Source organism: Paenibacillus solani (genome assembly GCF_050475945.1).
GTDB classification, from domain to species: Bacteria; Bacillota; Bacilli; order Paenibacillales; family Paenibacillaceae; genus Paenibacillus_AQ; species Paenibacillus_AQ solani_A.
The window spans coordinates 75,665-88,841 of record NZ_JBCMXJ010000006.1 but is presented as its reverse complement, the minus strand read 5'-3'; the positions used below and the strand labels follow the sequence as shown (position 1 = coordinate 88,841).

Below are 13,177 nucleotides of genomic sequence, written 5' to 3'. Positions count from 1 at the left end.
GCCTAACTCTAACATACCGATGAATAACCGTATGTACCAAAGGCGGGGGGAAATGTTTCAAAAATGCAGATCATCTCACGAACTGACTTCCTCCAGAGAGATCACCATTAGAAGACATCCACAAGGAGGCACGCAAAATGCTGCAGATGGAAATGAGCAACCGAAGTTCGTTGGACCAGTTATATATCAACATTCGCTGGATGAAGGAATGGAGACGTCACAGCCTAGAGCATTTGGGTGAAGGGACCTTGCCCTATAATACGTTTTGGCTGGTGCTGTCGGGAAGTGCTACGATGCAGTTCAACGGAGATGTCTACGAAGTGAAGAAATACGATATTGTGGCGCTTCCAGCGCAATCCTATCATCAATGGATTTCACTCGGAAATGACGGCCCCTTTCATTACCTTTCGCTTGCTTGCGAAGCCAAAGTGGGATCATTCGATCTGCTCCGGTTATACCGTTTCCCTAATCATACGACCCTTGTCGACCATCGCGCTTACGAGGAATTGATTGGTCTTTGGTTCGAGCTTTCAGATAACTTTCACCGCCTCCTTCGTGATTTTAATGAACAGGAGCTAAAAAGCTCGGATCATGGAAAAATAAAGAGGGACGACTATCCGGTCTTTATTTTCGATACTAAGCAAACGATTCAGTATCTCAAGATTCGTTCCTTGGGCAATCAGTGGGTACACCAGTTATTCGAATCGTTACAGAATAAGCTGATTGACCAGCCAGTGACCTACGATGTTCGTGTCTACGACGTATGCGACTACATCAAGGAGCATTTGCACGAGCGTCCATCGCTGGAGGAACTTGCTGGGCTTGTTTCACTCAGCAAGGAGCATCTTCGTTTTTTGTTTCAGAAAGAGCTGGGCTTATCCCCCATGAAATACGTAGCCCGGCTCCGTCTGCAGCAAGCTCAGGAGCTCTTGCTGTTTACCTCGGATTCAATGAAGGAAATCGCCGACAGGCTCGGATTTGACGATCAGCATCATTTTACGAGGGCATTTCGCCGGGCGGAGGGCATCTCTCCCTCGGAATATCGCAAGAAGTATAAGGCAAGCGTTGAACACCCAATTGAAATGTAAAATGAGGCGGTAATAGCATCATTAATTGCCGTTAATATATTTAATCCGATACATATTAACAACACGAATGACACCATCCGCATGAGGATGGTGTCATTTGCGTTTAAACCGGAAAACACCAACCAAATTACTGGTGATGGCTTTTATACGTGGCTTCACATCACTCATTTACCGCTGCCTTAGCGTCAGATATGTTGTTCAAATACTTTATAAAATCTAACGTTTGTTGACTACAGTATCATGTTTGTTGTCTGGATGAAAGCGCTTTATCTACTATAAAATTGACTTGCAACATGAATTTATAGGATGACGGAAGAGGTGACAGACATGAGCACTAAAGCTAAAGGTAGGCGCCTGCGGACGCAATGGCGCAAGCAAGATGCCGAGCTGACCCTTTTGGCGCTGCCGACTACCATATGGTACATTCTTTTCTGTTTCTTACCCATGTTCGGTATCATTATCGCCTTTAAGAACTTCAAAATAAGCGGCGGGTTTCTGAGTAATGTGGTGAACAGTCCATGGTCGGGCTTCAAAAACTTTGAATTTTTATTCAAGTCCAATGATGCATGGATCATTATTAGAAACACGCTGGGATACAATATCATTTTTATTATCCTTCATATTGTGATCCCTGTTGCTTTAGCACTAATGATCGGCATGCTGCACAACCGCAGAGCAGGGAAAGTCTATCAAACGATGATGTTCTTACCCTACTTTTTGTCATGGGTCGTGGTTTCAGCTGTAGGCTGGGCATTTTTAAGCTTTGACAAGGGAATTGTCAATCAGATGCTCGTTAACATGGGAAGTGAGCCTGTTAATTGGTACATGGAGCCCAAATACTGGCCCTACTTTTTAATCTTCATGAATGTATGGAAGGGATTAGGCTATGGTATGGTCGTTTACCTGGCCACAATCACCGGCATTGATAAAACCTACTATGAAGCGGCCGTAATTGATGGAGCCTCCATTTGGCAGCAGACGCGGTTTATTACCCTGCCTCTGATGAAGCTGGTCATCGTCATGATGTTTATCTTGGCTGTGGGTCGAATCTTTTACACGGATTTCGGGTTGTTCTTCCAGGTACCACGGGATGCAAATTCCTTGTTTAACGTAACCACCACCATCGATGTATTGGTATACAAGCAGCTCAAAACAGCAACTGTGGGGATGGCTTCCGCAGCCGCATTCGTGCAATCCGTACTGGGCTGTATCACGATTCTAACGGCAAACTGGATCGTTCGTAGATTAGATCCGGATAGCGCGATGATGTAAGGAGGGTGAGTATATGGCAACAAGAACGGTATACGAGAGCGGATTAGATAAATTCAATCGCCCTAGCAAGAGCATCAACGTTATCTTCAATCTCATTTTTATCCTGCTTGCGTTAATATGCGTGGTGCCGATGCTGGTTGTACTGTCCATTTCGTTATCCAGTGAAGAATCTATACGCCAGACGGGATACCACATGTTTCCGACCGCACTTTCCGGCGAAGCCTACGGTTATATCGCTCAGCAAGGGACGATGATTCTGCGTGCACTAGGTGTATCCTTATTTGTCACGATTATCGGTACGGTACTTGGCATCCTGCTTACCACTTCGATGGGCTATGTCCTCTCAAGACCGAATTACAAACTCAAAGGTCTTCTGACCTGGATCGTATTTATTCCGATGATCTTCAACGGAGGTCTGGTCTCCAGCTACTATATCAACGCAAATTTACTGGGCCTTAAGGATTCGATTTGGGCGTTGATTTTGCCTCTGGCGGTCTCATCGTTCAACGTTATTATTTGTAAAACATTCTTCAAGAGCACGATTCCGGATGGTTTGATCGAATCCGCGGAAATGGACGGAGCTGGCCAGCTGCGCATCTTCTTCTCGATCATATTGCCGATTTCCTTGCCGGTCATTGCGACCATCGGATTGTTTCTGTGCTTTGCTTATTGGAATGACTGGTTCCAATCCATGCTGTACATCAACAACCAGGATCTGTATTCTCTGCAGGCTCTTCTAAATAACCTGATGAGCAATGTGGATGCGCTTGCCAAAAATGCCGCCAACATGGGGGTCAGCTACGCAATGCTTGTAGCAACGATGCCGAAAGAGTCTGCCCGCATGGCGGTAGCCATCGTCATTGTGCTTCCCGTGGCCTTTGCTTATCCGTTCTTCCAGCGGTATTTCATTTCCGGTCTGACGATCGGTGCCGTCAAAGGATAAGCTGTGGCAGCATCCGTTTTCGCGAAAAGCGAACTACCTGATTAGAGAATCCGGAGAAATTGAGGATTTTTTATAAACTTTGCCGCTTTGAGGATAAACCTTTTTTATAAAAAGCTTTAAAGCGGAGTAAGAACACTTACAAGGGGGAAATACCTATGAAAAGGTCTTTGAAGCTCATCTCGATTATGTGTGTTTTAACGCTCCTTATGACAGCGCTTGCAGCCTGCGGCTCGAAGTCAGACTCACCAGCCTCCGATTCGTCCAACTCTTCTTCATCTCCCGATGATGTGCCTACTTTGGTATGGTGGACGATTGGCGGTCAGGTTCCAAACAACTTTGACAAGGCTGTCGCAGCGATGAACGAATATACCGCTGAGAAGATCGGCGTCAAGGTTGATATCAAAGTCGCAAGCTGGGGAGAATGGGAAACCAAAATCAACACGATCGTAAATACCGGCGAGCCTTTCGATATCATGTTCACGAACGGTTCCAAGTACAATCAACAAGTGGCGATGGGCTCCTTTGCCGATATCACGGATCTCGTGCAAAGCGAAACGCCGGATCTGTATAAGTTTATTCCCGAGAAGGTATGGGATGGTTCAAAGGTCGGCGGAAAGATTTACTCCGTGCCTACGTATAAAGATTCGTCTCTAACCCAGTATTGGGGATTCGATCATACGTATGTGGAGAAATACGGCATCGATGTACCAAACATTAAAACCCTGAAGGATCTTGATAAACCTTTCCATGATATGAAAGCAGGAGAAGGAAAAAGCTTCTATCCGCTGCCGATGACGCAAAGCGAAGGCTTGAACGGATTCTTTAACGGGTATGACGATATGGCGCTTGGGCTTGGTCCTGTCGGTGTGAAGGCGGATGACGCTTCTCGCAAGGTTATCTCTGTTCTGGAGCAGCCGGATATCATGGACAATTTGAAGATGCTGCACCAATGGTACAAGGATGGCATTATTAACCCGGATGCGCCAACTAAACCTGAAGCAGACAAAGGCAAACCGTTTTTAAGTGCTCAAGGATTCCCTGGCGCTGAAATAGGCTGGCAAATTAACAACGGCGTTGAACAGTACGATATCGTTCAGAACTACGGCCCGATCTACACGACGACAACGATTCAAGGCTCCTTAAATGCGATCTCCGCTAACTCTAAGTATAAGAAAGAGGCCTTGAAATACCTTGAGCTGGTCAATACGGATTCGAAGCTTCGTAATATGCTTGCTTATGGTGAAGAGGGCGTAGACTTCCAAAAGATTGATGGCGAAAAGGTCATTGAACGTATTTCCGATACATGGCCGCTGGCATCTTACACGCAGGGTACTTTCTTCAACATGGCCACGAACAAGGGTGCTCCTGAAGATCAGTGGGAACAAGTCAAGAAGCTCAATGAACAAGCATTTGCTTCTTCACTGCTCGGCTACTCCATGGATATTACCAATCTTTCTACTGAAGTAGCTAATACCAAAGCGGTGTGGGATAAATACCGCTATGAATTGCTAACAGGCGCATCTGATCCGGAGAAAATGGTACCGAAAATCGTGTCCGAACTTAAAGCGGCCGGCATGGATACGATCATGGAAACCGCCCAAGAGCAGATTGATGCTTTCTTCAAGTAAAAGTAATTTATAAAGACTTTTTGAATTCGTACTAAAAGCAACTGCTCGATTTTAAACGCCCGAACGGAAAAGGCACTTGCCCGTTCGGGCCTTCTTATATGAGGATTTTGTCAAAAATCGGACTGGATCGAATTTTGCATCATCCTGATATAGGATAGGAAAAACAAAATACGATGAAATCGTTTCAAATTGAATTGAATATATGACAGGCGCATTTTAAGATAGAAGTCGGTGCTTCATAGCTAACAACCTATTGCAAAGGAGGCATCGCATGGGTTCGTTTCTGCAGATTAAGATATACCGCAGCAAATTCATTGCGTATACGGTATTTGTGGTGTCTTTAGGTCTGGCACTTGGCACTCTGACCTGTGCCGTCATGCTGTATCAATGGATCGAAAACGTCCGAAGTGACGCTGTCAGCGCCTTTGCCCGCATTGAAAATGAGCTTCAGTTGGATGCGGATCGCATCGAGGCATACATGCAGCGAATATACTCCAACAATCGCCTGATGACCGATGCCCGTTACTTTTTAGGCAATAGCGCGGAGGGATATCTAACAAGCAGGCTGCAGGATAGCCACTTTACCGAACCGCTCGTCTCCTTTCCCGACGATTTAAAAGCTTTTCTGTACGGCTCAGGGCAAGGAGTCATTTCCCAAATTAGCCTTCACACCGAGTCACAGGGCAATGTGATTCGCTTTGACAGCAGCGGCAATGGCAGCTTTGCGTTTCGCCTGCCGAACACGGATGAAGCCTTTCGCGAGACGATCCAAAAGGGATTCGTCTACCGAAAAAAACTATCTGACCCAAACCAGATATCCCGTCAGATCGGGGAATTCCGTTTCTTGGTCAGCAGCGAGCAGCTGTTCAAGAAAATAGACGGTTACAAATTGGACACTGCCGCAGCCGTAAGCACTTCCGGCGAAGTGTACATGATCTCAGGTGGAAATGACCATGCCGAGGGGCTGGCCCTTCAAGCGGCGGAAGATGGACAAAACAGCGGCTATCTCTCGTTAAGCGGACTGAAAAGCGTATATTTCTTCACCTTTTCTTCCACCAAGTTTGATTACAGATTCGTCGTTCTCGTCGACTTACCCTTGCTTTTACGTCAAAATGCCACCATTATTGCTGTCGTATTATTCATCATATTGATGTCGATGATCAGCGTGCTGCTCATTATTGTTTACAATCTTCGTGACGATGCGCGATTCCTTCAGCGCATTATCTATTCCATCAAACGTGTGAAAACCGCTGACTTTACATCGTATTCTCCTGCAAGGTACAGGAAAAATGAATATGGCATGATTGCCCGGGAGCTGGATGATATGGTTCTTCAGCTTGATAAGCATATTCGCACCGAATACTTGCTGAAGCTGAAACAGCAGGAAACAGAAATGAAGGCGCTTCAGCATCAAATCAATCCTCATTTTCTGTACAACACGCTTGAGGCCATTCGTTCTACCGCTTTGGTGAACCGTGACGTTGACACCGCCGATGCCATCGCTACCCTAGGTGCTCTATACCGGGATATCGTGAAGAAGGAAAATATTATTACCATCGGCAGCGAGCTGGAGCTGTTGCAAAAATACTTAAAAATAATGGAGCTTAAATACCCCGGGCGGTTTTATTATCAGCTCAATGTGGACGAAACGCTTTTGTCTTTATCAACGGTAAAATTTTGGATGCAGCCTTTGGCGGAAAATTTTTTCGTTCACGGTTTCAACCCGGGCATTGAATTCAATCTGCTTGTCGTAAATGGTTGGGAAGCCGATGAGCACTATGTCCTGGAATTTGTGGACAACGGAAAAGGGATCTCCGATACGCGGCTGGCGGAGATTAGACAAAATCTCTCCAGCCCTGACGATGTTCGGGCACAAAGCATTGGCCTGCATAACGTATATATCCGACTGCATTTTTTCTATGGAGAAGTCTTCTCTATGGAGATCGCGAACAATGAGGAGGCAGGGGTTAAGATTACCGTAATGATCGCAAAGGAGTGAACAGGCATGTACAAACTTCTTATCGTGGATGACGAACCTCAGATTCTGGAGGGCATAAAACGAACTTTGGATTGGGCAAGCTACGGCTTTCACCGGGTTGAAACAAGCGAGACCAAAGATGACGCAGTGTCCAAAGCGGTTGAATTGCTGCCCGATATTGCGATCTTCGATGTATGCATCGGCCCGGATCGCGGCTACGAAATAATAAACAAGCTAAATGAGCTGCGAATTCCTGCCAAATATATCATGATGAGCGGCTATAGCGAATTCGAATACGCCCAGGAGGCCATCCGCTGCGGTGTGAAGGATTATCTGCTCAAGCCCGTCGAGCGTTCCAAGCTGCAGCAGGTGATCGAAAAAATCATCGTTGAGGATCTGCACGGGAATTTGAATGGCAGAAGCAGTGAAGACCTGCATACCGATCCGATCCTCGGCATCCCATACGATCATCTATCCAAATTGACCAACCGCATATTGATGATGGTGAAGGCGGAATATGCCCAGAACATTACCTTGAAATCCGTAGCGGAGCGTTTTCGCATGAACAGCACCTACCTCGGACAGCTGTTTTTAAAGGAAGCACACATGAAATTTTCGGAGTACTTAATGGCCTATCGAATGCTTCATGCCCGGGAACTTATTTTAACGACCAACGACAAGATTGTCAGTATTGCACTGTCCGCAGGGTACCAGAATATGAACTATTTTTACACTCATTTTCAAAGCTACTTCGGCAAGTCACCTTCAGAGCTTAGGAAAAAAGGCTAGGTTAAACGTTGCAGAAAGGGAGGCCTTTGTATGCAGCACCCCTCTTTTGTGGGTCGTATCCTCTATATTGTAATCATCGGCATGTTAATGCTGCTCGGAACAGGCTGTTCCTCGTCTTCTGTTAAAGATAAAGAGATACAGCCGGACGGGGCCATGGTGAATCTTATCTATTACACGCTCGGCGAGCCGGACAAGGATCTCAAGATGGTGAATGACAAAATCAATGAAATTCTAGCCAAAAAGATCGGCGTTACCATCACCTACGTCAAGGTGGGTTGGCAAGAGTATGAAAAACGACTGAACACGATGATATCAGCGGGAACCCCCTTTGATGTCGCTTTTGCCTCCGACTTCACAGCTTATGCCAAGCGTGGCGCATGGCTGCGGTTGGATAACTATCTCTCTACCGTAGGCAAGGACATGTATGATATTATCGATCCTGTTTTTTGGCAAGGGGTGCGTATGGACGATGGAGGCATCTATGGCATACCCACCAATAAGGAACTTGCTGTACGTCAACAATGGACGTATCCAGATGAACTGATCAAGAAATACGATATTGATATTTCAAAATACAACACGTTGGAATCGCTTGAACCCTTGCTGCAGATGATTAAATTACAGGAGCCGGACTACTTGCCCATGATGCTGGACAAGGACTCCCAGAATTTCTTCGCCTTATACGGCTACGAATATGTTATCGACAAGAAGCTCCCCCTGATGGTGCAATCCCTCGATCCGAACTCCCAGGTCGTGAGTATATTCGAAACCAAGGAAGCAAGGCAGGTGCTCGATACGCTTCGACACTATTACAAGGCGGGATATATTAACGAAGATGCTGCCTTGCGGGAGAACCAGGAGCTCGAAAGAGGCTTGAAGGTGTTCTGGAAGGCTTCGGAGGGCGGCCCTCTCGCTGAAAATACCTGGAGCAAGTTCCGGGGCTACAAGGTTGTGGCGCATCCCGCTACACCTGAGTTGGTCACGACAGAGGGTCTGCGAGGAGGCATCATGGCTGTTAGCTCGAGTACAAAGCACCCCGTAGAGAGTGTAAAGTTTCTGAACCTTCTCAACACAGATCCCGAAGTGCGCAACTTGTTTAATTACGGGATCGAGGGTGTCCACTATACCTTGGATGACCGAGATCAGGTCGTGCCGATCCCCCCAATCGATGAAAATGGTAATGCCATCCCAGGTGCATCTCCAAATTATGCAGGGGTAACGTACACGCAGGGAAACTGGTTCATTTTGAATACCGTAGGCGGCCAGTTTCCAGATCCTTTGAACAAGTGGGACCAATTCCGGTCTTCCAACGCAAGAGTCGTTAAATCCAGCATGCTTGGCTTTACACCCGATTTATCCATGATGCCGGTTCAGATGCAAAATATCGAAATGGTGTGGCAAAAATACTATCCCAGCCTGATGACAGGCAGCGTGGACGTCAATACCGAACTGCCCAAGTTCAACCAGGAACTGAAGCAGGCGGGCCTAGACAAGGTGAAAGCTGAGGTGCAAAAACAGCTCAACGCGTGGCGTATAACGCACGATCAGCGTCTCTAAATTAATCCAGTTAAACCGAAGTCCGAAAGTTGGCACCACTAACGGGGCAAAGTTCAAAGACATTATTGGAAAGCGTCTAAGAGTATATGGAGTAAGGCTATACAAAAGAAAATAGCACCGAATCGGTGCTATTTGGTGTGTAATGGAGGCGAATCGTGGCTTGGCACATCCACCATTCACTGACGCATAACGAGTGCTTCCAAACTTCGAGAATTTTTGCTAATCAAGTCCGTAACCGAAGCAACCTCTTGAACTAAAGAGCTCTGCTTCGCAGTCATATCGGATTTCGCTGGCCACTACAGATTAACTCGAAGCTCTCCCTAATCCAACCATCCCTTACTACGTGCGATATCTATCGCCTCGATCCGTGTATTCGCCCCTAGCTTCCCAATCGCTTCTGACATATAGTTCCGTACCGTTCCATAGGAGAGAAACAGCTGTGCTCCAATATCTTGAAGAACTAAGCCTTGGGCAGCCAACTTCATGACTTCACGCTCCCTGGGTGATAATGGACATGGATCATCCCATACCGCGAGCGACAATTCTGAATTGATGACACGTTTCCCATCATAAACCCGACGAATCGCATCAGCCAGTTCCTCGCTGCCTGTATCTTTAAGAAGATATCCATAAACTCCTGCCTGCATAGCCCGCTGGAAATATCCAGGACGCGCGAATGTCGTCAAGATGATGACACGACAAGCTGACTTATTTTTTTGAACCCATTCCGCAATATCTAACCCCGTTTTTAGTGGCATCTCAATATCCAGAACAGCGACATCGGGTTCATATTGCTGAATCATGGACATCACTTCTTCCCCATTTTCAGCTTGACCGACGACTTCAATATCATCTTCTAACGAGAGTAAAGTTGCCAGTGCTCCTCTTAATAACTTTTGATCTTCTGCCAAAACAATACGAATCATCTAAGCACTACCTACCTTTTCATTTCGTATTACCCTAGGTATATGTAAGGTGACTTCCGTCCCCTTGCCTGGGGACGAAGACAGCGACATACGACCATCGATCATAACCAACCGCTGCCGTAAACCGGCGAGGCCATTACTGCTAGTATAGAATTGATCCACATCTGCCCCAATACCGTCATCACTTACAGATACACGAACTTCCCCTTCCTGAATGTCGAGAAGAACGCTGCAACTTGTTGCTCGGCTATGTCGAACCACATTCGTAATCGTCTCGCGAAAACACATCGCCAAGATCGTCTCCTGCAAGGGTGTTAACGGAAGCGGATTGTTCACTAAAGCGTCTTGCGTCCCTACATTAGAAGGTCTGGGATCTGAAATCGATTGATATTGGAAAAAAAGCTGTATGCCCGCAGCTGAACATAACGATAAAGCATGCTTATATTCGTCAGCGAGATATGTAACTTTCATCTCCGTAACCAATTCACGCATTTGTTTCAAAGCTGCGCGTGCCGTTTCTCTTATTTCACGAGCCTCTTCTATCGCTCTCTCGGGTTGACGATTGACCAATTTCTCAACGACTTCTCCTTTTAGTGCGATTAATGACAGTGTATGTCCCAATGTATCATGTAATTCACGTGCGATCCGCTGGCGCTCCTCCTGCTGTGCCATTCGTTCAGCCGTTTCTGCCCGCAACCGTGCAGACTTCTGTTGAAACCTGGTCGAAGTTCGAATAATATACGGCAGAATACAGATGCCAAACATAGGCACCAGCCCTATCCATACTAGGCTGCCCATCCGATCCAAGTAAGGAACAGCGATAAATCCCATAGCTACAGTGAAAACGATCGTTATAGAGAGTAATATCGGCAGCTTTTGTTTGCTCAGCGGAGCAGCTATCATAAAACCTATAAACGTATACATAGGGTGAAATACAGCTGCTAAAATTAATAGAATAACCACCTGAACGATCAATATTGGCGTGGCCCACTTTGCATAAAAGTAGGATTGTCGAAACGATAGAACGAATATGCCTAACAGAACAAAGCCAAGCCACTGTATACTTGATGGCTCATAGAGTAAAAAGTACATGGGTATCATTAAATTTGTTAACAAAATATAAGGAGCGACTCCTTCCGATTTTGGAAAGAGACGCCACTTTTCTCTATTCAATTAGACCGCATCCCGTCGATTATAGATATAGATTGATAGTAGCATAAAGAGGAGACCGCATCCTGTCAAAATTATGAAATCGATACTTGCTGGATTTTGTCCAGCGATCATATTCCATGCCCCATTGGCGTAACGGTGAGATGGAAGCCATTCCCCGACCGAGCCCATCCAACTTGGCAAAGTACTAAGCGGCATCCAAAGCCCCCCCACAATGGCAAGCCCCATCTGTAATACATTTCCGATTGCAACGGAGGTATTCGCATTTTTAAGCGTTCCTAACAATGTACCAAGCGCCAGAAAAGATAAGCTTCCAATCCATAACCATAATCCACATAAAATCCATTGCCCGGCCGTCAATTGTATATCATGAACAAGACCAGCAGATAAGAATATAACAACAATTACGATCAAGTGAACAGCCATTTGCGATACAATTTTGCTGCCAATCCAGACTGCAGGAGATAGTGGAGTTAGCTTCAACAAGCGTACCCACCCGTCTTGATGCTCGAACGATAGACGGATACCGAATTGAGATACGGCTGTACCAATCAAACTGAATGCCGTCATCGACATCAATGAAAAGACACCCCAAGTTGTGGATTGAATCGATTTATCTACCCCATTCATACTGGCGAATAAAAAGTAGAAAGCAAGCGGCATCGCAATGGAGAAGAGTAAGAAAAATGGACTGCGGATAATTCGTATACTTTCTGCTTTGGTCTGGGCAACAAACATATGTAACATGGCTATTTTCCTCCTAAAAGTGTTTTTTTATCGTATAATCGTTGGTTTATGTGTACCTGTAAGGCTTCGGAATGTATCTTCTAAACTGGCAGATTGTATATCAATATCGGAAATTCCCCATTCAGACTGCATCAGTTTAAGTAACAATACATCGGTCTCTTGAGCATACAGACGAATTCGCTCGCCGTTGCACTCTGCCTTTTCTACACCAGGTAATGTGAGCCATACCTGCTCATCTGGCGCCTTCGCCGCTCGAAATGAAACGGTTCTAAGCGCTGTTTGAGCTTTTAAACGTTCTGGAGTCCCTTCCGCAACAACCTGTCCACTGGCGATTACCGCGATGTGATCTGCGACAGCATCAGCTTCCTCTAAATGATGTGTAGTTAAGAGCACAGTACGTCCGTCACTTGCCAGCGCTTGGATGGTGTCCCAAAAGCGGCCACGAGCCTCGATATCCATTCCGACGGTTGGTTCATCAAGCAGGAGAAGCTCTGGATTTCCCGCCAAACTCTGAGCGAAGGCTAATCTACGGCGTTGTCCTCCAGACAGCGTGGATGCGCGCCGTTTCTGATCCGCGTGGAGTCCCGAAATGTCTAACAATCGCTCTAGCGACATCGGATTACGATAATAACTGCGGAACAATTGAAGCACTTCTTTCACCGTAAGTCCATCTGCTGCTTTAACATCCTGCAAGAGCGCTCCAACGCGCTGCCGTAATTCTTTTGTTCCAGACGGCATCCCCAAGACCCTGACTTCTCCTGATGTTGGCTTGATCATTCCGAGTATCATGGAAATGGTTGTTGTCTTGCCTGCCCCATTCGGTCCGAGCAATGCTGTTATTTGACCTTTCTCAAATGATAGATTCATATGATCAACGGCACTATAATCGCCGAATTTCTTCACTAGATTTATACATTCAATGGCCTTTGTCATTTTGTACTAACCTCCGCTAATTTCTTCTCTCGTTACTTGATGTCCTTATTATATTGAAAAAGCGCGAGCTTCAATTAGTGTGGGTTGTCACAAGCCGGATATGACAAATGTCAGAAAAAAGAAAGCAAAAAAAGAAGGACCTCTAG

General features: G+C 46.0%; 11 protein-coding genes. 7 read left to right on the top strand and 4 right to left on the bottom strand.

All coding sequences use genetic code 11. The annotated features are described in order from the left end of the window. Positions 1-137 precede the first annotated feature (137 nt). From ABEQ74_RS07620 to ABEQ74_RS07590, 7 genes are all read left to right on the top strand, one after another. Positions 138-1,088, top strand: coding sequence for a helix-turn-helix domain-containing protein (locus tag ABEQ74_RS07620; protein ID WP_430121106.1), 951 nt, complete (start codon positions 138-140; stop codon positions 1,086-1,088). A gap of 327 nt (positions 1,089-1,415) precedes the next feature. After that, positions 1,416-2,360: an ABC transporter permease gene (locus tag ABEQ74_RS07615; RefSeq protein ID WP_430121104.1), complete on the top strand. Its 945-nt coding sequence runs from the start codon at positions 1,416-1,418 to the stop codon at positions 2,358-2,360. A 13-nt stretch (positions 2,361-2,373) separates the two neighbouring features. Beyond that, the gene (locus ABEQ74_RS07610; protein WP_430121102.1) at positions 2,374-3,303 is read left to right on the top strand and encodes a carbohydrate ABC transporter permease; all 930 of its coding nucleotides are present in this window, start codon (positions 2,374-2,376) and stop codon (positions 3,301-3,303) included. A gap of 155 nt (positions 3,304-3,458) precedes the next feature. Further along, positions 3,459-4,931, top strand: coding sequence for an ABC transporter substrate-binding protein (locus ABEQ74_RS07605; protein ID WP_430121100.1), 1,473 nt, complete (start codon positions 3,459-3,461; stop codon positions 4,929-4,931). A 271-nt stretch (positions 4,932-5,202) separates the two neighbouring features. After that, positions 5,203-6,930: a sensor histidine kinase gene (locus ABEQ74_RS07600; RefSeq protein ID WP_430121098.1), complete on the top strand. Its 1,728-nt coding sequence runs from the start codon at positions 5,203-5,205 to the stop codon at positions 6,928-6,930. Between the two features lie 6 nt (positions 6,931-6,936). Further along, positions 6,937-7,698: a response regulator transcription factor gene (locus tag ABEQ74_RS07595; RefSeq protein ID WP_430121096.1), complete on the top strand. Its 762-nt coding sequence runs from the start codon at positions 6,937-6,939 to the stop codon at positions 7,696-7,698. A gap of 30 nt (positions 7,699-7,728) precedes the next feature. Continuing rightward, entirely contained in the window at positions 7,729-9,255 is a 1,527-nt protein-coding gene (locus ABEQ74_RS07590; RefSeq protein WP_430121094.1) for an ABC transporter substrate-binding protein, read from the top strand. Positions 9,256-9,575: 320 nt separating this feature from the next. Here the strand turns inward: ABEQ74_RS07590 and ABEQ74_RS07585 are convergent, their stop codons facing one another. The 4 genes from ABEQ74_RS07585 to ABEQ74_RS07570 are packed head-to-tail and all read right to left on the bottom strand — an operon-like array spanning position 9,576 to position 13,031. Continuing rightward, positions 9,576-10,181, bottom strand: coding sequence for a response regulator (locus ABEQ74_RS07585; RefSeq protein WP_430121092.1), 606 nt, complete (start codon positions 10,179-10,181; stop codon positions 9,576-9,578). Further along, a complete protein-coding gene (locus tag ABEQ74_RS07580) occupies positions 10,182-11,354 on the bottom strand; it encodes a sensor histidine kinase (protein ID WP_430121090.1) in 1,173 nt (390 codons plus the stop codon). Beyond that, on the bottom strand, positions 11,355-12,098 hold the full coding sequence (locus tag ABEQ74_RS07575) for an ABC transporter permease (RefSeq protein ID WP_430121088.1): 744 nt from the start codon (positions 12,096-12,098) through the stop codon (positions 11,355-11,357). A 27-nt stretch (positions 12,099-12,125) separates the two neighbouring features. Continuing rightward, a complete protein-coding gene (locus ABEQ74_RS07570) occupies positions 12,126-13,031 on the bottom strand; it encodes an ATP-binding cassette domain-containing protein (RefSeq protein ID WP_430121086.1) in 906 nt (301 codons plus the stop codon). Between the last annotated feature and the right edge of the window lie 146 nt (positions 13,032-13,177).